Genomic DNA, 22963 nt, shown 5'->3' with positions numbered 1-22963 from the left:
GCGGAAACGACAACGATGTCACACGAATCGTCGGGGACCGGCGGCACACCCGGCGACCCTGAATCCCCCGACGCCGCCCCGTCCGAGTCCGCCGCTCCTGATACCGCACGCCCCGGCGAGGCAGATGCCGCCGTGCCGCGTAAGTCACGGGCCGGTCGTGACCTTCCGGCCGCGATCGGGGTCGGGCTGACCCTGGGCGTCAGCATCATCCTGATTCTGCTGTTCGCGCCGTGGGTCTGGTACATCGTCGTGTCGGTGGCGTTCGCGATCGCCACCTGGGAGGTCACCAAACGACTGCGCGACGGCGGCTACGACGTGGCGTTCTGGCCACTACTCGTCGGCGGTCAGGCGATCATCTGGTGCAGCTGGCCATGGGGGACAACCGGGGTCCTGGTGGCGTTTGCGGCCACGGTCCTCGTTATCATGGTGTGGAAGCTGTTGGCGCAGGGCATCACTCGTGCCCCCGAGAACTATCTGCGCAATCTGTCCGCATCGGTGTTGGTACTCGCCTGGCTGCCGCTGCTGGCTTCTTTCGGCGTGCTGATGGTGCATCAGGATCACGGAGCCGCGCGCGTGGCGACCTTGATGATCGTCGTCGTGTGTTCCGATGTCGGCGGCTACGCGGCGGGGGTGCTGTTCGGCAAACACCCGATGGCGCCGGCCATCAGCCCGAAGAAATCGTGGGAAGGGCTGGCGGGCTCGCTGGTGGTGGGTACCGCGGGTGCGGTGTGCACCACGATGTTCCTGCTCGACACCCAGTGGTGGGTCGGCGTGATCCTGGGACCGGTCCTCGTGGTGTGCGCAACGCTGGGCGATCTCGTCGAATCGCAGGTCAAGCGCGATCTGGAGATCAAGGACATGGGGACCCTGCTGCCCGGTCACGGCGGCATCATGGACCGGCTCGACTCACTGTTGCCGTCGGCGTTCATCGTCTGGGCCGTGCTGACCGCACTGCTCTGAGTCGGGCTCACCAGCTCGACAGCGCCCTCCATCTCGCCGACGGCGCTCTTCACATCGCCGACGGCGCTCTTCACATCGACGGCGGCGCTCCTCGAAGCGCTCTCGGCGGAATACCGGGCGCTGTCGGCGGAAGATCGGGCGCTGTCGGCGGAAGATCGGGCGCTGTCGGCGGTGTGCCGGGCGCTGTCAGTTGGCCTTTCGGGCCTTCTTCAGGGCGCGGTTCAGCTGGAACGTGCGCGCGCCGCCGATCATCGCGGTGATCAATGCACCGGCGATCGCCGCGATCAGCAGGCTGACGCCGACCGGCAGGTCGACCTTCGCGAACAAGAAGTTGATCTGCTGAGAACCCAGGTTCGCGAGGATGAAGATCAACAGCAGGATGGTGATGATCGCACCGACGACCCAGCCGATGAAGGTGGCGCGGGTGCGAGTGTGTTTGACGTCGTCGATCGCGGTCTGGGCGGCGACGTGGGAGTCATCGAGCGGCGCCGGATTGCGCGCGTGGGTCGACGAGTCGGTGGCCGGGCGCTCGGAGGACGAATCCGGTGTGCTCATGCACCCATCATGACATGCGACAATGGGAACATGACGTCTTTGCCGCTCGTGTTCGACGCGCCCAAACGCGGACGTCCGCCGACACACTTCGCCGACCTCGATCAGGCGGCCAGGGTCGCCGCGGTCGGCGATCTCGGGCTTCCGAAATTCCGCGCCGACCAGCTCGCACGCCAGTATTACGGGCGGCTCACCGCCGATGTCGATGAGATGACCGATCTTCCGGCCGGCGCGCGCGACAAGGTCGGTGCCGCGTTGTTCCCGCAACTGCTCACCCCGGTGCGCCACATCTCCTGCGACGACGGCAGCACCCGCAAGACCCTGTGGCGACTGCACGACGGCACGCTGCTGGAGAGCGTGCTGATGCGCTACCCCGACCGCAACACGCTGTGCATCTCCAGCCAGGCCGGGTGCGGCATGGCGTGCCCGTTCTGCGCGACCGGGCAGGGCGGACTCGATCGAAACCTGTCGACCGGGGAGATCGTCGATCAGGTGCGCGCGGCCGCGCGGGCTCTGCGTGACGGGGAGTTCGGTGATGCCGGGCGCCTGTCGAACGTCGTGTTCATGGGAATGGGCGAGCCGCTCGCCAATTACAAGCGGGTGGTCTCGGCGGTCCGGCAGATCACCTCGCCGGCGCCTGACGGTCTGGGGATCTCGGCGCGTTCGGTGACAGTCTCCACTGTCGGTCTCGCCCCGTCGATCCGCAGGCTTGCCGACGAGAATCTGTCGGTCACCCTCGCGGTCTCGTTGCACACGCCCGACGACGAGTTACGCGACACGCTCGTTCCGGTGAACAACCGCTGGTCGGTGACCGAGGTGCTCGACGCGGCGCGGTACTACGCCGATTCCACCGGCCGGCGTGTCTCCATCGAGTACGCACTGATCCGCGACGTCAATGATCAGCCGTGGCGCGCGGACATGCTCGGCCAGAAGCTCCATCGGGCACTCGGGTCGCTGGTGCATGTGAACCTCATCCCGCTCAATCCCACACCCGGTTCCGAGTGGGATGCGAGCCCGAAAGACGTTGAGCGCGAGTTCGTCCGGCGGGTCCGGGCTCAGGGCGTGTCGTGCACGGTCCGCGACACCCGCGGCCAGGAGATCGCGGCGGCGTGCGGCCAACTCGCCGCCGAGGAAACCGACGGCTGAGCCGCCGAACCCCATACGACAAGGCCCACACGACAACGCACCCCGGCGAGAAGTTCTCGCCGGGGTGCCTTGTCGGTTCTCAGGATGGTGCGGTCAACTCCACTTTTTCTTCGTGAGCATGCCGCGCAGCACGAAGGCGGCGACGATGACGCCGAAGGCGGCCAACCAGATGTCCTCGACGTGTCCGACGTGGTTTCCGTAGAACATCGCGAATAGCAACACGACCACCACCCAGCCGGCGATGTAGAACGTGCGGGTCGCCACGCCGTGCCAGCCGAAACGCGCCGAGGGCGCGTCAGCGGGTTCGCGCACCCACCCGGTGTCGATCTCGTCGCTGTGCTCCACGTCGGTGCTTGCCGCGTGCTCCACGTCGGTGCCTGCCACGTTGACTCCTCGCTGCGCACGTCAGAAACGGTCTCTGACGATCGGTAGTAGTACTTCCAGAAGAGCATAGCGGGCACGGTGGCGCCGTGTCTCACTCCCCATGCCGCGTCTCGCGTGGCGTCGAAAGTCGGGGGTGTCGCCCGACGGGACGACGTCGGAGATCGGTGCAAGAATGCGCCCATGCATCCGCCGACCCGATCGCTTGCCGACTATCGCTCCGAGGACTACCCCCGCGACATGGTGGGTTACGGTGCCACGCCGCCGGATCCGCAGTGGCCGTCGAACGCGAAGATCGCGGTGCAGTTCGTGCTGAACTACGAGGAGGGCAGCGAGAACAACGTCCTCGAGAACGACCGCGGCAGCGAGACATTCCTGTCGGAGATGATCGGCGCGCAGTCGTTCCCGAACCGTCACATGAGCATGGAATCGCTCTACGAGTACGGTTCCCGCGCCGGGGTGTGGCGGGTGCTGCGGGCGTTCGAGCGCCGCGGCTGGCCGCTGACGATCTTCGCGGTCGCGCAGGCGATGGCGCGTAACCCGGAGGTGGTGGCGGCCTTTCTCGAACGCGGCGACGAGATCGCCTGCCACGGGTACCGGTGGCTGAGCTATCAGATGGTCGACGAGCACGTCGAACGCGAACACATGCGTGCCGCCGTGGAGCTGCTGACCGAGATCACCGGGTCCCGTCCGCTGGGTTGGTACACCGGTCGCGATTCGCCGAACACGCGGTCGCTCGTCGTGGAGCAGGGCGGTTTCGTCTACGACTCGGACAGTTACGCCGATGATCTGCCGTACTGGGTCAAGGTCGGCCGGACCACCGACGGGATTCGCACCGAGGTGGATCACCTCGTGGTGCCCTACACTCTCGACACCAACGACATGCGCTTCGCGTCGCCGGGCGGATTTCCTTCCGGTGAACAGTTTTTCGCGCATCTGCGAGATGCCTTCGACGTGCTCTACCGCGAGGGTGAACAGGGTGCGCCGAAGATGCTCTCGGTGGGATTGCACTGTCGTCTGGTGGGCCGGCCGGCGCGGGTGGCGGCGCTCGAGCGCTTTCTTGAACACGTCGCGGCCCACGACGACGTGTGGGTTGCTCGGCGGATCGATATCGCCGAGCACTGGCGCGCGGTGAACCCGGCGCCGGGAGCGTAGCGAGCGGGCCGAATTCGAACAGGCGCCGGGAGCGTAGCGAGCGGGCCGAGTGGGACGGGCGCCGGGAGCGTAGCGAGCGGCGGCGGTTTGCCGTGGTGCGCGGTGGGCGACAATGGTCGTCGTGACGACACGTGTGCTGATTCTCGGTTCGACCGGTTCGATCGGGGTGCAGGCCCTCGAGGTGATCTCCGAGCATCCGGAGTGGTTCTCGGTGGTCGGCGTCGGTGCCGGGGGCGGCAATCCGGACTTGTTGGGCCGGCAGGCCCGCGAGTTCGGTGTGCCCGCGCACCGGGTGGCCGTCGCGGATGCGGCGGTGGCGGAGAAACTGGCGGCCGAGTTGGGCGATGGGGTCCTGGGTGGTCCGGACGCGATGTGCCGGCTGATCGAGTCGGTTGAGGCCGACGTGGTGTTGAATGCCGTCGTCGGTTCGATCGGGTTGCGGCCGAGTCTGGCGGCGTTGCGGTCGGGTGCGCGACTGGCCCTGGCGAACAAGGAGTCGTTGGTCGCCGGGGGAGCGTTGGTGTTGGCCGCGGCGGCACCGGGGCAGATCGTCCCGGTCGATTCGGAGCATTCGGCGATCGCGCAGTGTTTGCGTGGCGGTAGCGCCGATGAGGTCGGCCGACTGGTGCTGACGGCGTCGGGCGGTCCGTTCCGGGGGTTCACCGCCGATCGGCTCGAGGGTGTGACGCCCGAGCAGGCGGGACGTCATCCGACCTGGTCGATGGGCCCGATGATCACGTTGAATTCGGCCACCCTGGTGAACAAGGCGCTCGAGGTGATCGAGGCGCATCTGTTGTTCGACGTGCCCTACGACCGCATCGATGTGACGGTGCATCCGCAGTCGATCGTGCACTCGATGGTCACCTTCGTCGACGGTGCGACGATCGCCAAGGCGTCACCGCCGTCGATGAAGCTGCCGATCGCGCTGGCGCTGGGCTGGCCGCATCGGGTGCCCGGATCGTCGACGGCGTGTGATTTCTCCACGGCGTCGTCGTGGACGTTCGAGCCGGTCGACAACGAGGTGTTCCCGGCGATCGACCTGGCCCGCCGGGCGGGAACCGCAGGGGGCAGCCTGACCGCGGTGTACAACGCCGCGAACGAGGCTGCCGCGGAGGGGTTCTTCGACGGCCGCATCGCGTTCCCGCGGATCGTGGAGATCATCGGTCGTGTGCTCGACGACGCAGATCAGTGGCGTAAAACCCCGGGTACTGTGGAGGAGATCTTCAGCGCTGATGCGTGGGCGCGGGCCCGCGCCGCGGAGTTGGTGGCCACGTTGCAGCGGTGAGGACACGCCGTGGGGTGAAGTGCCGTGGGGTGAGTAGCGGTGGCGTGAGGAAACGGAGAGTCGAGAGAAGTGGTATTCGCGATCGGCGTCGTGCTGTTCGCCTTGTCGTTGTTGGCCTCGATCGCCTGGCACGAATGCGGGCACATGTGGGCGGCACAGGCGACGGGGATGAAGGTACGGCGCTATTTCGTCGGGTTCGGGCCGACGCTGTGGTCGACGCGGCGGGGTGAGACCGAGTACGGCGTGAAGGCGCTGCCGTTCGGTGGCTTCTGCGACATCGCCGGAATGACCCCGCACGAGGAGCTGACCGCCGACGAGCTGGGTCGGGCGATGTACCGGCAGAAGGCGTGGAAGCGTCTCGTGGTGTTGTTCGCGGGCCCGGCCCAGAACTTCATCCTCGGCTTCGTGTTGATCGTCGTGGCCGGTCTGATCTGGGGTCTGCCCGACCTGTCGCCGCCCGCGGTCGGCACCACGGTGGACAAGGTGAGTTGCCTGACTTCGACGGTCACCGTCGACGCCGACGGCAACGTGGCGGAGCCGCGCTGCACCGGTTCGGGACCGGCCGGTGCGGCCGGAATCCGCCCGGGCGACAAGATCATCGCGGTCGACGGGGTCGCCGGCACCACCGCGAGTGCGATCACCCCACTCATCCAGAAGAGCAACGGCCCGGTGCAGCTGCTCGTCGAGCGGGACGGCAGCCGGGTGACCCTGACGATGACCCCGCAGCCGGTGACCACCACGGTCACCGACAAGGCGGGAAAGGTGACCTCGCAGACGGTCAACAAAGTCGGGATCCAGTTCCAGCAGCCGCCGCTGTGGAAGCACTACAACCCGGTGACGATCCTGCCCGGTGCGGCGGTCTTCACCGCCGAACTCGCGCATCAGACATGGGATGCGCTGCTGTCGATGCCGACCAAGGTCCACAATCTGTGGATCGCGGTGACCGGTGGTGAGCGCTCGGCAGACACCCCGGTGAGCGTGTACGGCGCCACCGTCCTGGGCGGACAGGCGGCCGAACGCGGGCTGTGGGACACCTTCCTCCTGCTGCTGATCAGCATCAACTTCTTCCTGGGCCTGTTCAATCTCGTACCGCTACTACCCTTGGATGGTGGACACATGGCCATCGTCGGATACGAGAAGGGGCGCGACACGGTGCGTCGGTGGTTCGGCCGAGCTCCCGGCGGACCGATCGACTACTACAAGTTGCTTCCCCTGACCTACGCCGTGGTGGTGGTCATGGCCGCGTTCATGGTGCTGACCCTCACCGCCGACATCGTGAACCCGATCACGATCCCGAATTGATGGCCGCCACCAGCCCGGCCCGCGCCCAGCCCTCGCGAGTTTCCGCTCGCACACCGAACTCCTCAGGAGAACGAGATGTCCGCATCTGACCCGACTCCGGCCGGCTCGACGGTCACCGACCCGATCTCGATCGGGCTCGGCATGCCCGCCGCACCGCCACCGGTGCTCGCACCGCGCCGCAAGACCCGCCAGATCCAGGTCGGATCGGTCGGCGTCGGCAGCGATCACCCCATCTCGGTGCAGTCGATGACCACCACCAAGACCCACGACATCAACGCGACCCTGCAGCAGATCGCGCAGTTGACCGCATCGGGCTGCGACATCGTGCGTGTGGCGTGCCCGCGCAACGAGGACGCCGAGGCGCTGCCGATCATCGCGAAGAAGTCGAAGATCCCGGTGATCGCCGACATCCACTTCCAGCCGAAGTACATCTTCGCCGCGATCGACGCCGGCTGCGCGGCGGTCCGGGTCAATCCGGGCAACATCAAGGAGTTCGACGGCCGGGTCAAGGAGGTCGCGAAGGCCGCCGGTGACGCCGGCATCCCGATCCGGATCGGCGTCAACGCGGGGTCGCTCGACAAGCGGATCATGAGCAAGTACGGCAAGGCCACCCCGGAGGCGCTGGTCGAGTCGGCGTTGTGGGAGGCAGGCCTGTTCGAGGAGCACGGCTTCGGCGACATCAAGATCTCGGTGAAGCACAACGACCCGGTGATCATGGTCGAGGCCTACCGGCAGCTCGCCGCCCAGTGCGACTACCCGCTGCACCTCGGGGTGACCGAGGCCGGACCGGCGTTCCAGGGCACCATCAAATCGTCGGTTGCATTCGGTGCGCTGCTCTCCCAGGGCATCGGTGACACGATCCGCGTGTCGCTCTCGGCGCCGCCGGCCGAAGAGGTCAAGGTCGGCGACCAGATCCTGCAGTCGCTGAACCTGCGGCCCCGCAAGCTCGAGATCGTCTCGTGCCCGTCGTGCGGACGCGCCCAGGTCGACGTCTACAAGCTCGCCGACGCGGTGACCGCCGGGCTCGAGGGCATGGAGGTGCCGCTGCGGGTGGCGGTGATGGGGTGTGTCGTCAACGGTCCCGGCGAGGCGCGTGAGGCTGATCTCGGCGTCGCCTCGGGCAACGGCAAGGGACAGATCTTCGTCAAGGGTGAGGTCATCAAGACCGTGCCGGAGGCCGAGATCGTCGAGACCTTGATCGAGGAAGCGCTGCGAATTGCGGGCGAATCGGGAGAAACTGGAGAGGGTGCGCCCGCGGGGCCGCCTGTCGTGACCGTGTCCTGAGTTCCTCACGCGTGGTGAACTGATATCGGGCTACGCTCACACCGCAAGAACACATGGGACGAAGGAGCAGCGCGGTGCTGAAGCTGCTGGGCGACAAGCCGCTCGGGGCGCGGGATGCACCCGCGGTCGGTCGTGTCCTCAATTCGGATCCGGTCCCGATGTGCATGGTCGCCGCGCGGTTCGAATCCCACGGAATCGAGCCACGGATGCTGGGTGGGGAGATGTGGACCGCCGGCCGTCCCGAGACCTCCCTGTGTTTCTCGGGCGCCAACCTGATCCCGTTGCGTGGCACGGCCGCCGACATGGAGTACTTCGCTGACCGCGCGGCAGCGGGCGCCCGGGTGTGTTCGTCGATCGTCGGTGACGCCGACCTGGCCCTGACGCTGTGGGACCGTATCGGGGCCACCTGGGGCCCGGCGCGCGAGGTCCGGCCGGTGCAACCGTTGATGGCGCTGCACGGCGCGCCCCACGTCGAACCCGACCCGCACGTGCGGCTGGTCACCCATGACGATCTCGAGGCATATCTGCCGGCGGCCGTCGACATGTTCGTCGGTGAGGTCGGTGTCGATCCGTGCGCCGGGGACGGCGGCCGGTCGTATCGGCGCAGGCTCGCGTCGCTGATCGCCGCACGCCGGGTGTTCGCCCGATTCGAGCACGGCGAGGTCGTGTTCAAGGCCGAGATCGGATCGATGTCCCGGGCGGTGGGGCAGATCCAGGGGGTATGGGTCGATCCGCGCATGCGGGGGCGCGGCTACGGCGGCGCCGGAACGGCCGCCGTGGCCACCGCGATCACCGCGCTCGGGCGCATCCCCAGCCTGTACGTCAACAGCTTCAATCTGCCGGCCCAGGCCGCCTACCGCCGAATCGGATTCACCCAGGTCGGGACCTTCGCGACGATTCTCATCGACTGACCTCGCACTCCGGGCTCGCCGACTCCGACGACCGCCGACACGCCGGGCAACAGCGCGCGTGGAACGCGGCGGCGATCACGCCGCGTGGCAACCGTATTCGATGTCGTGCGGGTCCTAGTATCGGCACTCGATGGACTTTCCGACGCGTCGCGCCGCCGGTGTGGTGGCTGTGCTGATCAGTGCCGTGCTCGCGCTGTGTGCGGTGAGCGCGTGCTCCTCCGACGACGACGGGCCCCGACAGGCCGTTCAGGCGTTCCTCGATGCCTACGCGCACGGCGACGCCGCCAAGGCGGCTGCGCTGACCGACAATCCGCAGACGGCGCAGACCGCACTACAGGCGGCATGGACCGGGTTGTCGGCCGAATCGATGTCGGGCACCACCGGCAAGGCCTCGATCGACCAGGACACCGCCGACATCGATGTGAACTATTCCTGGCAACTCGGCCACGGCCGGCAGTGGGGCTATGCGGGCACCGTCAAGGCGATCCGCTCGGATGCCAGCGGGTGGCAGGTGCGCTGGACGACCACCGACATTCATCCCAATCTCGGTGGCGATCAACGTCTCTCGCTGCGTATCACCGAGGCGCCGCGGGCCACGGTCAACGAGGCCGACGGATCGGAGGTGATGGACAACGGCACCGTGATCGGCATCAACTTCGACGCCAAGGCGGCCATGACCGCCGGAACCCCGGTCGGTGATGCGGTCACCCGGTTGGTGAGCGTTCTCGCGCCGTTCGCGCCGGATCTCGATCCGCAGCGGATCGCCGAGGAGTCGACGTCCTCGGGCCAGCAGTATCCGATCACGCGGCTCTCCGAGGCCGACTTCAATCGGCTGCGTGATCAACTCGCGATCCCGGGCGTGGTGTACAACGAGCAGTCCGAACTCGTTCCCACCGATCCGACCTTCGCGCCAGTGCTGCTCAACGGTGTGCGCGGCGTGGTCGACGACGAGGTCGTCGGCCGGGCCGGATGGCGCGTGGTCACCGTGAACCCCAATGGTCTCGACGCCGACGTCCTCGCCGACCATGCGCCCGAGCCGGCGGCGGCGGTGCCGCTGAGCCTGTCGCGGCAGGTGCAGAACGCCGCGCAGCGAGCGGTGAACGCCACCAACACCTTTCAGATCGCGATGGTGGTCATCCAACCCTCCACCGGGCGGATCCTCGCAGTCGCGCAGAACCCGGCCGCCGACACCCAGGGCCCGATCGCGACGACCGGTCTCTACCCGCCGGGGTCGACGTTCAAGATGGTGACGTCGTCGGCGGCGTTCAACGCGTCGATGGTGCATCCGGATTCGATCGTCGGGTGCCCGGGCGAGATCACCATCGGCCCACGCATCATCCCCAACTACGATCAGTTCGCGCTCGGTTCGGTCACCCTTCAGCGCGCGTTCGCACAGTCCTGCAACACCACCTTCGCGAAACTGGCCAGCGAGATGGGGCCCTCGGATCTGGCGCACGCCGCGGCGGCCATGGGGATCGGCCGCACCTTCGACATCCCCGGTCTGGCGACCTCGACCGGATCGGTGCCCATCGAGAACGATCTGGTCGCCCGCACCGAGGACGGCTTCGGTCAGGGCAAGGACCTGGTCAGCCCGTTCAGCATGGCGCTCGTCGCCGCGACCGTGGCCAACAACGGGAAGATGCCGGTGCCCCAACTCATCCTGGACCGGCCGACCACGGTCGGTGGCCCGTCGGCGACGCTGAACCCCGACGTCGTCGGGCAACTGCGGCCGATGATGCGCGAGGTGGTGCTCACCGGTACCGGCACCGCGATCGCCGGTCAGGGCGAGGTGTACGGCAAGACCGGTGAGGCCGAGTTCGACGGCGGTTCGCACGCCTGGTTCGCCGGTTATCGCGGAGATCTGGCTTTCGCGACACTCGTTGTGCGAGGAGGGGATTCGAACAACGCGGTCGGTGTCACCCGAGACTTCTTCTCGTTCCTGCCGCCCGGCTTCGGGGTGTGACCGCGACGGTTCTGTTCCGGGCGATCCGGCGTGCGCGGACAATCCCGGCGCGAGGCGCTACCGCCGCAGCGGCATGACGATGAGCCTTCCGTCCCGCTCGAAGATGTCGACCGGGTGATCGTAGGTCTCCGAGAGCAATTCGCTCGTCATCACCTCACGGGTCGGGCCGAATGCGAGGAGTCGGCCGTCCTTCATCACCGCGACACGGTCGGCGTAGGCCGCGGCCAGGCTGAGGTCGTGTACCACCAGCAGGATCGCGGCGCCCGAATCGCGGTGCTCGCACAGGATCTGCAGGACCTGCTCCTGATGGCGGATGTCGAGTGCGGCGGTCGGCTCGTCGAGCATCATCACCGGTGTGTTCTGCGCCAACGCCCGCGCCAATGACACCCGGGCCTGCTGTCCGCCGGAGAGCTGCGGAAAAGGTTGGTGGACAAGTGAATCGAGATCGCAGCGAGTGATCGCATCGGCGATGAGTTCGGGCGAGCAAGCAGCGTGCGGGGTCCGCAGCCACGGATACCGTCCCATCTCCACGACCTCGCCGACGGTGAACGGGGTGTCGACCCGATTGTGCTGGGTGACCATCGACCGGCGTCGCGCCAGATCGCGGTGGGAGGTGTGTGCGACGTCGTGACCGTCGAGGATCGCCGTGCCGTGCTGCGGGGTCCGCACGCCGGACAATGCCGACAGCAGAGTCGATTTGCCGCAACCGTTGGGGCCGACCAGTGCCACCAGCTCGCCGGGGGTCACCTCCAGGGACACGTGGTCGACGACGTCGCGACCGCCGAGTGTCACGACGATGTCCTCGGCCCGGATGCCCGCATGTCGTTGCGATCCGTTGCGTGGCTGCGGCACCGTCACCACCCCGCCCCGGCGTGACGACTGCGGCGCAGCAGGATGAAGAACGCCGGTCCGCCGACCAGCGAGGTGAACACCCCGAGCGGGAGGTCGGCGCCGCCGAGAACGGTTCGTGAGGCGAGGTCGGCCGCGGCCAGGACGAGCGCACCACCGATGACGCTGGCCGGCAACAGGATCGCGTGTCGCGGTCCGACGATGAGGCGCATCACGTGTGGCACGACGAGCCCGACGAACATCACGATGCCGGTGAAGGCGACGGCCGCCGCGGTGAGGATCGCGACCAGCACGACCACCTGCCGGCGGACGGTCTCGACGTTGACACCCAGTGAGGCCGCCTGGATCTCGCCGAGGGCCAGCAGGTCGAGCTTGTGCACCAGCAGCATGGCCGCGGCGACACCGGCGACCACCAGCGGCAGTGTCACCCACACGGCGTTCCAGTTCGCGCCGGCGAGCGAGCCCAACTGCCAGAATACGATCTGTTCTCGTGCCGCCGTGGTCGCGATGAACGTCAGATACGAGATGATCCCGAGGGCGAAGGCGTTGATCGCGATTCCGGTGAGCACCAGCATGATCGCCGACGACGAGCCGTCCCGCAGCGAGAGCACGTAGACCGCGGCGGTGGTGATCAGCGCCGCGACGAACGCCGCACCGGCCAGCGCCCATCCGTTGACGCCGACCCCGCCGATGACGATCATCAGGCACGCACCGACGGCGGCACCCGAGGAGACGCCGATGACACCGGGCTCGGCGAGCGGATTCGCGAGCACCCCCTGCAGCAGGCAGCCGCCGGCTCCGAGGGCGGCGCCGACGATCAGCCCCAACACGATTCGTGGGAACCGCACCACCCACAGCGCGTGCTCGCCCTGCGGGTGGGTGGGCATCGTGCCGATGTCGAGGCCGAAATGGTGTGCGAGACTGCCGAGTACCTGGGCGGGCGGCACCGGGATCTGGCCGACGGCCGCCGAGGTGATCGCGACGGCGATCGTCGCGATCACCAGGACGACGAGCACGACCGGGCCCGAGAGCCGCCCGGACGGACCGATGGGGGAGCGTCGGGTGGTCGGGGTGCTCATGTGTAGATCGCGTGCCCGAGCGCGCCGATGACCTTGCCGACGTCGGGCCCGAACGCCAGCACCTCGGTTTCGTCCATCTGCACCACTCGTCGGGCACGTCCGGCGTTCGTGTCGGAGACACCGGGCAATGCGAGCACCCCGTCGAGACCGCCGACGGAGTCCGCGCCCTGCGTCATCACCAGGATCACGTCGGGATTCGCGCGCAACAGCGCCTCGGCGGTCACGGCGGTGAACTCGGCGGTGAGGCCTGCGGCGGTACCCGCATCGGTGCCGCCGAGGGCGGCGACGAGATCGTCGGCACCGGAGTTCGGTCCGGCCAGCAGCACCAGGTGCGGTCCGCGGATGTAGAGGAAGGCGATCTTCGGGTCGCCGGTGGGGTGCGGGAGCGTGGCCTTGGCCGCGGTGATCTCCGATTCCGTGCGCCCGACGAGCTGCTCGCCGGCCGGCTTCACTCCGAGGGCGGCGGCCACCGCCCGGATGAGATCGGGGGTGGTAGCGATGGTCCGGGTCGAGCTGAACGTCACCACCGGGATCTGCGACGCACGGATCGCGTCGACCGCCTGCGGTGGTGTCGTAGCGGCGTCGACGAGGACGACGGTCGGGTTCAATGCCAGCACCGATTCGGAGTTGAGCTGGTGACCGTTGCCGGTGACCACCGGGAGCTTGGCCGCGGACGGGAAGGTCGTCGACTGATCGCGGCCCACCACACGGCCACCGAGGCCGAGGGCGAACACGATGTTGCCGAGTGTGCCGTTGCGGTCGACGGCGATGATGCGACTGGTATCGGTGACGGTGACGTTGCCGCCCCCGTCGGAATCGACGGTGACCGGCAGGGTGGTCGTGGGAGAGGTGATCACCGGCGTCACATCCGAGCCCGGCAGCGTCGCGGTCTGCGGGCCGTTGCGCAGATGCGATGCGGCGGCTTCGGAAGACGAGGACTGTTCCATCGGCGCGGTGCTGCACGCCCCGACGAGTAGACCGACGACCGCGAACACCGCGAGCACCAGGGTTGTCGTCGTGATAGTCCGGTCCTGGTGCCGGTGGGGGGTGAGATGTCGCTGCCGCACCGATGTCTCCGTTCTCCGGTGGTCGCGCCGCCCGCCGCCCGAGCCCGCGCCATTGCCCAGGCTCACCTTAGTCGCGTACGCGCCGGTGGCGGTGGGCCCGGTGGTCAGAGGCGTCTCGGCCCGGCGTCCTATGGTGGAGGCCATGACTGTGCGTGCCCCTCTGCGTCCCGGCAAGCTCTCGCCGATCCGGACCGTTCCCGACTCCATAGAACGTCCGGAGTACGTGTGGAAGCCGAAGGTCAACGAGGGCCATGAACCCTGGGTGCAGACCCCCGAGGTCATCGAGAAGGTGCGCGTGGCGAGCAAGATCGCTGCCAACGCACTCGCCGAGGCCGGCAAGGCTGTCGCGCCGGGCGTCACCACCGACGAACTCGACCGCATCGCGCACGAGTACATGATCGACCACGGCGCCTACCCATCGACCTTGGGCTACAAGGACTTTCCCAAGTCGTGCTGCACCTCGTTGAACGAGGTGATCTGCCACGGCATCCCCGACTCCACCGTCATCGCCGACGGCGACATCGTCAACATCGACGTCACCGCCTACATCGACGGCGCGCACGGCGACACCAACGCCACCTTCCTCGCCGGCGACGTGTCCCAGGAGGCCCGCGACCTCGTCGAACGCACCCGCATCGCCACCGAACGCGCCATCAAGGCGGTCAAACCCGGACGCGAACTCAATGTCATCGGCCGCGTCATCGAGGCGTACGCGAATCGCTTCGGCTACACCGTCGTTCGCGATTTCACCGGCCACGGTATCGGCGAGACCTTCCACAACGGACTCGTCGTGCTGCACTACGACCAGCCGAACGTCGATACCGTCCTCGAACCCGGCATGGTGTTCACGATTGAGCCGATGATCAACCTCGGCGGGCTGCCGTGGGAGATGTGGGACGACGGCTGGACGGTGGTGACCGTCGACAAGAAGTGGACCGCCCAGTTCGAGCACACCCTCGTCGTCACCGAGGACGGCGCGGAGATCCTCACCATCCCCGACAACTGATCGACTCGCACGCCCAGCCGTGGTGCGGCGCGCGACGGCTCGGTCATGCGCTGCGGGCACCGCCTTCGACGTGGATGGTCTCGCCGGAGACGAAACCCGCGGTGAGCAGCCACTGCGCGGCGTCGACGATGTCGTCGACGGCTCCCACCCGCCGCGCCGGGATGCCTTCGGCGACACCGGAGAAGAACGCGTCACGATCGGACTCGGGCATACCGTCCCAGGTGCCCGAGTCGACGATGCCCGGCGAGATCGCGTTGACCCGCACCGGTGCGAGTTCGACAGCGAGGTGACTGACGGCGAATGCGACGGCACCGTTGGTGATCCCCATCACCGCGTATCCCGGTGCCGGCTTCCACGCCGCGACACCGGAGAACAGCGTGATCGAGCCGGACGCGGGCATTCTCGGCCCGAAGTGCTTGGCCACCAGCATCGGGCCGATCACCTTGGCCTCGAAGGCGGTCACCGTCGCGTCGTGGTCGAGATCGCGGACCGCCACGTTGTGATGGGCGGCGGCGGTCGACACGATGTGGTCGACGGCGCCCAGCTCCGCCGCGGCAGCGGCGATGGACGCCTCGTCGGTGACATCGATCGCCACTGCCCGGCCGTTGTCGAGGTCGGTGATCGCCGACTGCGCCGCGGTGAGATCGCGGGCCCCGATGACCACCGAGGCCCCTGCGGCGTCGGCACGCCGGGCGATCGCAAGTCCGAGGTGCTTGGCGCCGCCGATGACGAGAACACTGGTACCGGACAGGGATTGGTTCATCACATACTCCTTGGACGTGGGTAGGCTGGACGCGATTCACAGTATGGATTTGATACCGGTATCTTCAACGAAACCGTCGGCGACCAGCGCGATCCCCCGGCGGCTCCGACGACGAGAGGGAGCGTGGGTGTCCAAGGCCTACAACGTGATGGCCCCGACCTGCCCGAGCCGGGTGGTGCTGCACCGGATCGGCGCGCGCTGGACGGTCTTCGTGGTCACCGCACTCGCCGACGGTCCGATGCGATTCAGCGCACTCAAAGCGCACATCGCGGGGATCACCCCCAAGGTGCTCACCGAAACCCTGCGAGCGCTCGAGTTCGACGGACTCGTCGCACGCAGCGATCACGGAGGCCAGCCGCCGCGCGTCGAGTACTCGCTGACCGAACTCGGCCGCTCGCTGCTGGTCCCGTTGGCCGCGGTCCGCGCATGGGCCGAGGAACACGTCCCCGAGGTCGAGGCGGCCAACGCCCGGGCAGCGGCGCCGGAAGGACCGCGATGACCGGGGTGACTGCGATGACCGGGGTGCCGGGGATGAGTGGGCCGGCAGGGGCCGTGCTGATCGGCGGCACCAGCTCGGATGCGGGTAAGAGCCTGCTCGTGGCGGGTCTGTGCCGGGCGCTGGCACGCCAGGGTGTGCGGGTCGCGCCGTTCAAGGCCCAGAACATGTCGAACAACTCGGTGGTCACCCTCGACGGGGGCGAGATCGGCCGGGCCCAAGCACTGCAGGCCTACGCCTGCGGGTTGGAACCATCGACGCGGTTCAACCCCGTCCTGCTCAAACCCGGGGGTGATCGCCGGTCGCATGTCATCGTGCGTGGCCGGCCCGCCGGTGATGTCGGCGCCGCCGACTACTTCACCCGACGCACCCGGCTACTCGAGGTGGTGACCGACGAATTACGGTCCCTCCGCGAAGAATTCGACGTGGTGATCTGCGAGGGGGCGGGCTCGGTCGCCGAGATCAACCTCCGCGACACCGACATCGCGAACATGGGCCTCGCACAGGCCGCCGACCTCCCGGTCGTGCTGGTCACCGACATCGATCGCGGCGGATCGCTGGCGCACCTGTTCGGCACCACCGCGATCCTCGGCGCCGACGACCAGTCGCGGATCGCCGGGTACGTGATCAACAAGTTCCGTGGCGATCCGGCGATTCTCGCACCCGGGATCGAGCAGGTGCGACAGATCACCGGACGCCCGACGCTCGGTGTGCTTCCCTTCGATCCGGACCTGTGGATCGATGCCGAGGACTCGCTGGCGAGCCCGGTCGGCCGACGGGTCGGTCCGCCCGAGACCAACCCGGTCGGCGCGGTGCACGGCGCCGTCGGGTCGCGCCTGCGGGTCGCGGCGATCCGGTTGCCGCGCATTTCCAATTCCACCGACGTCGAGGCGCTGGCCTGTGAACCGGGCGTCGAGGTGACCTGGGTGGACGACCCGGCGTCGGTCGCCGCTGCCGATCTGGCCGTCCTCCCGGGAACCCGGGCGACTCTCGCGGATCTGGCCTGGCTGCGTTCGCACGGCATCGATGCCGCGCTGATCGCCCGGGCCGCCGAAGATCGCCCGACGCTGGCCATCTGCGGTGGATTCCAGATGCTGGCGCACCGCATCGTTGACGGGATCGAATCCGTCTCGGGCCCCGCGGTGGTCGACGGTCTGCAGATCTTCGACATCGACATCGCCTTCGGCGCCGACAAGGTGGTGCGTCGGGTGTCCGGATCGGCGGCCGGGCACCGTATCGAAGGCTATGAGATTCATCACGGACGGGTGGTGCGCTCGGCAGAGACGGGGTGGCTCGTCGACGACGCCGAGGGTCCGGAGGGAGCGCGACGCGGGGCGACGTACGGCACACACTGGCACGGGCTTCTCGCCTCCGACGGGTTCCGCCGGGACTTCCTCCGCGAGGTGGCGGCGAGGTCCGGGATAGCCGATTTCGCCCCGGCTGCCGAGTTGAGCGTCGAGGCGATACGCAGCAGCCAGGTCGACCGGATCGCCGACCTCGTGTCGGCTCATCTGGACCTGGCCGCGCTCGTCGAGATCGTGCGGTGCGGCGCCGACCCGCGACTGCCGACGATCAGACACTCCCTCCAACGGAGGACGCGTTGAGCCACGCGCGACGTGGGCGATCACCTAGGCTGAGCCGGTGGAGACTGAACAGCGCACGGTGGACGTCGGCGAGTTGACCTTCGACGTCACCGTGGGAGGACCCGAGCGGGGGCCGTGGGTGCTGCTGCTGCACGGATTCCCGGTGAACGGACAGTGTTACGACGCCGTCGTGCCACGCCTACACGAGGCGGGTTTGCGGACGATCGTGCCGAATCAACGTGGCTACAGCCCAGGGGCGCGCCCGAGTGACGTCGCCGCCTACCGCATCGACCATCTCGTCGCCGACGCCATCGGAATCCTCGACGCGATGAACGTGCACTACGCACAGCTCGTCGGCCACGACTGGGGCGGGCTGGTCGCCTGGCATCTGGCGTCGCGCTACCCCGACCGCTTCACCGGCTTCGTCGCGGTCTCCACCGGCCACCCCTCGGCCACCCGGGACTCCCTGGCCACCAGTGACCAGCGTGAGAGGTCGTCCTACATCAAGGATTTCATCGCCGACGGCGCCGAGGAGAAACTCCTGGCCCGTGACGGCGTGCTGCTGCGTCGCGCGGGGGTGACCGCCGAGGAACTCCAACCGCTCAAGGAGCCGGGCGCTCTGACCGCCGGACTCAATTGGTATCGGGCGAACTTCACCGGCGACATCGCCAAGAACATGGCGTGCGGTCCGGTCGAGATCCCGACGACCATGGTCTGGAGCGACGGCGATGCGGCTCTGGGACGCGAGCAGGCCGAGCGCAGTGGACGATATGCCTACTCCGACTTCAGGTTCTGTGTCCTGCCCGGCATCGACCACTGGATTCCGCAGAAGGCACCGGCCGAGCTCGCCAGCGAGATCAGCCTGCGCTCGGCGGTGTTCTGAGGGCCGGGCACCGATCGGTACCCGGACCTCGGCCGGTCACGAGCGCCGCGTCACCAGTCCAGATCGAGGCCGAGTAGTGCGTTCTCCAGGACCTCGGGCATCGCCGGGTGAATCCAGTACTGACCGCGCGCCATCTCGGCTGCACCCAGCCCGAAGGACATCGCCTGGATCACCGGCTGGATCACCGTGGGTGCCTGCGGGCCGATGATGTGGGCGCCCAACAGTTTTCCGGTACCCCGTTCGGCGATCAGTTTGCAGAACCCGGTGGTGTCCTCCATCGCCCAGCCGTACGCGACGTCGCCGTAGGCCTGGACCTTGACGGTCACGTCCCAGCCGGCCTCGCGGGCCTGTGCCTCGGTGAGTCCGACCGCGGCGATCTGTGGGTGGGTGAACACCGCGGCGGGCACGTAACGGTGATCGAAGGACGCCAAATCACTTGCCTGCCAACCCTTCAGGAGATTGGCCTGCACGACGCGTTCTTCGTGGTTGGCGACGTGCTTGAGCTGATAGGGCGAGCTCACATCGCCCAACGCCCAGACCTTCGCCGCGTCGGTGCGCCCGTGCTCGTCGACGACGACCCGGCCGTCGTCGGACAACTCGAGTCCGATCGTCGCGAGTCCCAGCCGATCCCCGTTGGGCTCGCGGCCCACGGCGACCAGCAACACGTCGGCCTCCAGCGACGGGCCGTCTGCGGTATGCACCCGCACGCCGCCGCCGGGGAGGTTCTCCGCGCCGGTGACGGTGGTGTCGAGGTGTACATCCCAACGGTCCCGGGCGATTTCGGTGAATCGCTCGGAGATGGAATCGTCGAGTTTGCGCAGTAGCCGTGGTCCACGCGCGACGATCGTCACGTCGGTGCCCAACGCCCCGAAGACGTGGGCGAACTCCGCGGCGATGTAGCCGCTGCCCAGGATGATCATGCGCCGGGGCAACTCCTCGAGGCGCATGACGTCGTTGTTGGTGTGGTAGTGAACCCCGGAGGAGGCGATCACGTCGGGAATCGTCGCCCGCGACCCGGCGGCGATGACCACCTCGTCGGCGAGCACCACCGCGTCGTCGGTGACCAGACGGTATCGGCCGGCTTCGTCGCGGCCGTCGAACTCGACATGCGCGTCGTACACCGTGATGTTGTCGCAGTCCTCCACGCGATAGCGCTTGCCGCCCTGCGAGATCGGGTCGATCCGCCCGAACACCCGCGACACGATCGCAGGCCAGTCGACCCCGGCGACGCGCGAGTCGACGCCGTACTTGCCGCCGTGCGCGGCGATCTCGGCGACCTCGGAGGAGTAGACGAACATCTTGGTCGGGATGCACCCGACATTCAGACAGGTGCCGCCGTAGACACCCTCCTCGAAGATGGCGATGCTGCGGTCGGCGAATCGCTCGTCGGGCAACGAGTTCCCGCTGCCCGACCCGATGATCGCGAGATCGACATGTGCGGTGGTGGCGATGTCGGGCACGAGCCGGTCACCGTCCTTTCGTGGTGGTGGTGGGAACGTTGACAGTCCTCGCAAGCCAGGTATCGACCTCCCGGTAAGCCTGCTCGCGCGAATGCGCGACCGACAGGAAGACGTCGTGGCGGGCATCGGTGATCGGCACGGTGGTCACCCGGTTGCCCAGTGATCCGCTCCACGCGGCGATCTGGGAGACGTCGAGGACGGCGTCGGCGGCATCGACCGCCGTCGAGTAGGTGCGGCTGAAATGTGTCTTGTCCGAGCGCAGGACGAGCACCGGCACGCCCACGTCGATGCCGTGGTGCAGCCGGCGCTGCCCGGTGCGTACCGCGTTGAGGAAGCCGAAGGTGACCGGGAAGCCGCCCATCGGCTTGCGCTCGAGGTCGTAACTCCACTCGCCGTTGGCACTGTCGTGCAGGCTCTCGCCGTAGGCGGCCGAGAGTTCTTGGGGGATGACGGTTTTCGGACGGACGGCAGCGACGGCCTTGATCAGCATGCTCACCGGATAGGTGCGCAGCAGTGCCTCGCCCTGCAGATCGAGCCACGGGCTGTTCAACATCAGCCCGGCGATGCGCCGGTGGCGCGCGGAGCCGTTGCGCCGCAATCGATCCAGCCACAACGCGGCGATCAGACCGCCAGTGGAATGCGCGCCGACGATGATCGGTGTGTCGTCACCGAGCTCGCCGACGATGAGGTCGACGGCCGCATCGAGTTCCTCGTCGTAGACCCGCAGATCGGTGGCGTAATGGGGCGTGTGGTGCGACTCGAGCGACCGGCCGCACTTGCGCAGATCGATCGCATAGAACGCATAGCCGAGATCGGCGAAGTGATCGGCGAGCGGCTGGTGGAAGAAGTAGTCGGTGAACCCGTGGATGTAGAGCACCGCACCGTGCTCGGCGTGGCGATCGGCCGCCGGGCGTCGCACGAGCGTCGCGGTGATCGGATCCTCGTCGTCGGGATCGGGCCCGAGCGCGATGGTCGCCACCTCGTACCGATCGAGGAACCGGTCGGGCTGCCACTCGGGGCCGTCGGGGTTGATGGATTTCGGGCTGGTGGACTTCTGGGTGGAGGACTTGTGGATGGAGGACTTCGGTGAGGTGAGCTGATCGGCGCTGTCGGTACGGGCGCGGGAAGACGTCACGAATCCACTCTAGGCCGCTGGTGGGAGGTCCTCGTCGATGTCGCCCAGCCCACAGTTGCGCGGAGTGCCTGTGGCGGGGCGTCGCCGATGGGGGACAATGGCTGTCACGAGAGAGGGCGAGGGTCGTCCCGGCTGCGTGAATTGGGGTCCAGGTGTCTCAAACGGTGATCAAGACGGATGTGGCGTTGGTGGGCGCGGGCATCATGAGTGCGACGCTCGGTGCACTGTTGCGCCAGCTCGAACCCAGTTGGTCGATCAGTCTGTTCGAGCGGCTCGACGCCGCCGCCGCGGAGAGCAGCGACCCGTGGAACAACGCGGGTACCGGTCACTCGGCGCTGTGCGAGTTGAACTACACCCCCAAGACCGCCGACGGCGATGTCAACATCGACAAGGCGCTCAACATCAACGAGCAGTTCCAGGTTTCCCGCCAGTTCTGGTCGCACGCCGTCGACAACGGCATCCTCACCTCGCCCGACGAGTTCATCAACCCCATCCCGCATGTGAGCTTCACCCACGGCCAGGCCGGTGTGGACTACCTGCGCAAGCGCCACGAGCGGCTCTCGAGCCAGGTGCTGTTCGAGGGCATGGAATTCATCGACGATCCCAGCGAGTTCACCAAGCGGCTGCCGCTGATGTCGACCGGGCGCGACTTCTCCGATCCGGTGGCGCTCAACTGGTTCACAGACGGCACCGACGTCGACTTCGGCGCGCTGACCCAGCAGCTGCTGAACTTCGTGAGTCAGGGCGGCGACATCCACTTCGGCCACGCCGTGACCAACCTCGACAAGCAGTCCGATGGCAGCTGGATCGTCAAGCTCAAGAACCGACGCACCGGCGAGAAGTGGTCGGTGCATGCGAAGTTCGTGTTCGTCGGCGCCGGCGGCGGGGCACTGCACCTGCTGCAGAAGTCGGGTATCGCCGAGGCCAAGGGATTCGGCGGGTTCCCGGTTTCGGGTGAGTTCTTCCGCTGTACCAACCCCGATCTCATCGACCAGCACCAGGCCAAGGTGTACGGCCAGGCGGCCGTCGGTGCGCCCCCGATGTCGGTGCCCCACCTCGACACCCGCGTCATCAACCACAAGAAGGGGTTGTTGTTCGGCCCGTACGCGGGGTGGTCGCCGAAGTTCCTCAAGAGCGGCAAGATCACCGATCTGCCCGCATCGGTCAAACCGGGCAACCTGATCCCGATGATGTCCATCGCGCCCAAGGAGTTCGGGCTGCTCAAATACCTGATCAGTGAACTGGCCGCGAGCCCGGCCGATCGGGTCAAGACGCTGCAGGAGTTCGTCCCGCGCGCGCTCGGATCGGACTGGGAGCTGATCACCGCCGGGCAGCGCGTCCAGGTGATCCGCAAGACGGGTGCGGGCGGCTCGCTGGAATTCGGCACTGCCGTCGTCGCCGCCGGTGACGGCACTATCGCGGGTCTGCTCGGTGCGTCGCCCGGCGCGTCGACCGCGGTGCCCGCGATGCTCAACGTCCTCGAGCAGTGCTTCCCGACCGAGTACCGGTCGTGGACACCGAAGCTCACCGAGATGATCCCGTCGTTCGGCCAGAAGCTCTCCGACAACCGTGACCTGTTCCGGCAGGTGTGGGACTGGACCAGCGCGAGTCTGCAGCTGACCGGCAACGCACCGCTGATCACCGGCGACGACCCGGTGGCCACGACTGCGCGATGACCGAGGCCACGGCGGTCTGAGGCAGGG

21 protein-coding genes are annotated in these 22963 nt (G+C 67.8%); 13 read left to right on the top strand and 8 right to left on the bottom strand.

Annotated elements, in window-relative coordinates; genetic code table 11:
- The first annotated feature begins 15 nt into the window (after positions 1-15).
- The gene (locus QNM97_RS13025) at positions 16-960 is read left to right on the top strand and encodes a phosphatidate cytidylyltransferase (protein ID WP_208790906.1); all 945 of its coding nucleotides are present in this window, start codon (positions 16-18) and stop codon (positions 958-960) included.
- Positions 961-1146: 186 nt separating this feature from the next.
- Here the strand turns inward: QNM97_RS13025 and QNM97_RS13020 are convergent, their stop codons facing one another.
- Positions 1147-1515 (bottom strand): LapA family protein, encoded by a 369-nt coding sequence (locus tag QNM97_RS13020; protein WP_208790907.1) that lies wholly within the window; start codon positions 1513-1515, stop codon positions 1147-1149.
- 30 nt (positions 1516-1545) lie between these two features.
- Between QNM97_RS13020 and rlmN the strand changes: the two genes are divergently transcribed.
- Positions 1546-2658 (top strand): dual-specificity RNA methyltransferase RlmN, encoded by a 1113-nt coding sequence (rlmN, locus tag QNM97_RS13015; protein ID WP_283823049.1) that lies wholly within the window; start codon positions 1546-1548, stop codon positions 2656-2658.
- Positions 2659-2751: 93 nt separating this feature from the next.
- On the opposite strand, the gene QNM97_RS13010 is transcribed toward rlmN, so the two are convergent.
- Positions 2752-3042, bottom strand: coding sequence for a DUF2631 domain-containing protein (locus tag QNM97_RS13010; RefSeq protein ID WP_208790909.1), 291 nt, complete (start codon positions 3040-3042; stop codon positions 2752-2754).
- A 180-nt stretch (positions 3043-3222) separates the two neighbouring features.
- Here QNM97_RS13010 and puuE point away from each other — a divergent pair, with 180 nt between their 5' ends.
- The 6 genes from puuE to QNM97_RS12980 all read left to right on the top strand — a co-directional run bounded on the left by puuE (position 3223) and on the right by QNM97_RS12980 (position 10939).
- Complete coding sequence (puuE, locus tag QNM97_RS13005; RefSeq protein ID WP_283823048.1) at positions 3223-4194, top strand: allantoinase PuuE; 972 nt, start codon at positions 3223-3225, stop codon at positions 4192-4194.
- Between the two features lie 112 nt (positions 4195-4306).
- On the top strand, positions 4307-5479 hold the full coding sequence (dxr, locus tag QNM97_RS13000; protein ID WP_283823047.1) for a 1-deoxy-D-xylulose-5-phosphate reductoisomerase: 1173 nt from the start codon (positions 4307-4309) through the stop codon (positions 5477-5479).
- Between the two features lie 69 nt (positions 5480-5548).
- On the top strand, positions 5549-6781 hold the full coding sequence (locus QNM97_RS12995) for a M50 family metallopeptidase (protein ID WP_283823046.1): 1233 nt from the start codon (positions 5549-5551) through the stop codon (positions 6779-6781).
- Between the two features lie 75 nt (positions 6782-6856).
- The gene (gene ispG, locus QNM97_RS12990) at positions 6857-8065 is read left to right on the top strand and encodes a flavodoxin-dependent (E)-4-hydroxy-3-methylbut-2-enyl-diphosphate synthase (protein ID WP_283823045.1); all 1209 of its coding nucleotides are present in this window, start codon (positions 6857-6859) and stop codon (positions 8063-8065) included.
- A 74-nt stretch (positions 8066-8139) separates the two neighbouring features.
- On the top strand, positions 8140-8976 hold the full coding sequence (locus tag QNM97_RS12985) for a GNAT family N-acetyltransferase (RefSeq protein WP_283823044.1): 837 nt from the start codon (positions 8140-8142) through the stop codon (positions 8974-8976).
- 130 nt (positions 8977-9106) lie between these two features.
- Positions 9107-10939 carry a penicillin-binding transpeptidase domain-containing protein gene (locus QNM97_RS12980; protein WP_283823043.1) on the top strand — a complete coding sequence of 611 codons (1833 nt, stop codon included), beginning with the start codon at positions 9107-9109 and terminating at the stop codon, positions 10937-10939.
- Between the two features lie 57 nt (positions 10940-10996).
- Here the strand turns inward: QNM97_RS12980 and QNM97_RS12975 are convergent, their stop codons facing one another.
- From QNM97_RS12975 to QNM97_RS12965, 3 genes are read right to left on the bottom strand one after another with little or no spacing between them, the layout of a single operon-like run.
- Positions 10997-11800 carry a heme ABC transporter ATP-binding protein gene (locus tag QNM97_RS12975; RefSeq protein ID WP_502875041.1) on the bottom strand — a complete coding sequence of 268 codons (804 nt, stop codon included), beginning with the start codon at positions 11798-11800 and terminating at the stop codon, positions 10997-10999.
- On the bottom strand, positions 11794-12867 hold the full coding sequence (locus QNM97_RS12970; protein WP_283823041.1) for a FecCD family ABC transporter permease: 1074 nt from the start codon (positions 12865-12867) through the stop codon (positions 11794-11796). Before QNM97_RS12970 ends, QNM97_RS12975 begins: the two co-directional genes overlap by 7 nt.
- Positions 12864-13934 carry a heme/hemin ABC transporter substrate-binding protein gene (locus QNM97_RS12965; RefSeq protein WP_283823040.1) on the bottom strand — a complete coding sequence of 357 codons (1071 nt, stop codon included), beginning with the start codon at positions 13932-13934 and terminating at the stop codon, positions 12864-12866. Before QNM97_RS12965 ends, QNM97_RS12970 begins: the two co-directional genes overlap by 4 nt.
- 142 nt (positions 13935-14076) lie before the next feature.
- Between QNM97_RS12965 and map the strand changes: the two genes are divergently transcribed.
- Complete coding sequence (gene map, locus QNM97_RS12960; protein ID WP_283823039.1) at positions 14077-14940, top strand: type I methionyl aminopeptidase; 864 nt, start codon at positions 14077-14079, stop codon at positions 14938-14940.
- 43 nt (positions 14941-14983) lie between these two features.
- Here map and QNM97_RS12955 read toward each other — a convergent pair whose 3' ends face one another.
- A complete protein-coding gene (locus tag QNM97_RS12955) occupies positions 14984-15703 on the bottom strand; it encodes an SDR family oxidoreductase (RefSeq protein ID WP_283823038.1) in 720 nt (239 codons plus the stop codon).
- A 127-nt stretch (positions 15704-15830) separates the two neighbouring features.
- Here QNM97_RS12955 and QNM97_RS12950 point away from each other — a divergent pair, with 127 nt between their 5' ends.
- The 3 genes from QNM97_RS12950 to QNM97_RS12940 are packed head-to-tail and all read left to right on the top strand — an operon-like array spanning position 15831 to position 18665.
- Entirely contained in the window at positions 15831-16202 is a 372-nt protein-coding gene (locus QNM97_RS12950; protein WP_502875040.1) for a winged helix-turn-helix transcriptional regulator, read from the top strand.
- 14 nt (positions 16203-16216) lie between these two features.
- On the top strand, positions 16217-17803 hold the full coding sequence (locus tag QNM97_RS12945) for a cobyric acid synthase (protein ID WP_283823192.1): 1587 nt from the start codon (positions 16217-16219) through the stop codon (positions 17801-17803).
- 58 nt (positions 17804-17861) lie between these two features.
- Positions 17862-18665, top strand: a complete 804-nt coding sequence (locus QNM97_RS12940; RefSeq protein WP_283823191.1) for an alpha/beta fold hydrolase — start codon at positions 17862-17864, stop codon at positions 18663-18665.
- Between the two features lie 50 nt (positions 18666-18715).
- Here the strand turns inward: QNM97_RS12940 and QNM97_RS12935 are convergent, their stop codons facing one another.
- On the bottom strand, positions 18716-20125 hold the full coding sequence (locus QNM97_RS12935) for a mycothione reductase (RefSeq protein ID WP_502875039.1): 1410 nt from the start codon (positions 20123-20125) through the stop codon (positions 18716-18718).
- A gap of 7 nt (positions 20126-20132) precedes the next feature.
- Positions 20133-21260 carry an alpha/beta hydrolase gene (locus tag QNM97_RS12930; protein ID WP_283823037.1) on the bottom strand — a complete coding sequence of 376 codons (1128 nt, stop codon included), beginning with the start codon at positions 21258-21260 and terminating at the stop codon, positions 20133-20135.
- A gap of 152 nt (positions 21261-21412) precedes the next feature.
- Here QNM97_RS12930 and mqo point away from each other — a divergent pair, with 152 nt between their 5' ends.
- On the top strand, positions 21413-22936 hold the full coding sequence (gene mqo, locus QNM97_RS12925; protein ID WP_283823036.1) for a malate dehydrogenase (quinone): 1524 nt from the start codon (positions 21413-21415) through the stop codon (positions 22934-22936).
- Positions 22937-22963 lie beyond the last annotated feature (27 nt).

This window comes from Gordonia sp. L191 (genome assembly GCF_030077625.1).
Classification (GTDB): domain Bacteria; phylum Actinomycetota; class Actinomycetes; order Mycobacteriales; family Mycobacteriaceae; genus Gordonia; species Gordonia polyisoprenivorans_A.
This window is presented reverse-complemented; position numbering and strand designations above follow the sequence as displayed.

Coding starts and splice junctions, on each gene's coding strand:
- QNM97_RS13025 (WP_208790906.1), top strand. CDS start 16: ATGTCACACGAATCGTCGGGGACCGGCGGCACACCCGGCGACCCTGAA.
- QNM97_RS13020 (WP_208790907.1), bottom strand. CDS start 1,515: ATGAGCACACCGGATTCGTCCTCCGAGCGCCCGGCCACCGACTCGTCG.
- rlmN (WP_283823049.1), top strand. CDS start 1,546: ATGACGTCTTTGCCGCTCGTGTTCGACGCGCCCAAACGCGGACGTCCG.
- puuE (WP_283823048.1), top strand. CDS start 3,223: ATGCATCCGCCGACCCGATCGCTTGCCGACTATCGCTCCGAGGACTAC.
- dxr (WP_283823047.1), top strand. CDS start 4,307: ATGGTCGTCGTGACGACACGTGTGCTGATTCTCGGTTCGACCGGTTCG.
- ispG (WP_283823045.1), top strand. CDS start 6,857: ATGTCCGCATCTGACCCGACTCCGGCCGGCTCGACGGTCACCGACCCG.
- QNM97_RS12980 (WP_283823043.1), top strand. CDS start 9,107: ATGGACTTTCCGACGCGTCGCGCCGCCGGTGTGGTGGCTGTGCTGATC.
- QNM97_RS12970 (WP_283823041.1), bottom strand. CDS start 12,867: ATGAGCACCCCGACCACCCGACGCTCCCCCATCGGTCCGTCCGGGCGG.
- map (WP_283823039.1), top strand. CDS start 14,077: ATGACTGTGCGTGCCCCTCTGCGTCCCGGCAAGCTCTCGCCGATCCGG.
- QNM97_RS12955 (WP_283823038.1), bottom strand. CDS start 15,703: ATGAACCAATCCCTGTCCGGTACCAGTGTTCTCGTCATCGGCGGCGCC.
- QNM97_RS12945 (WP_283823192.1), top strand. CDS start 16,217: ATGACCGGGGTGCCGGGGATGAGTGGGCCGGCAGGGGCCGTGCTGATC.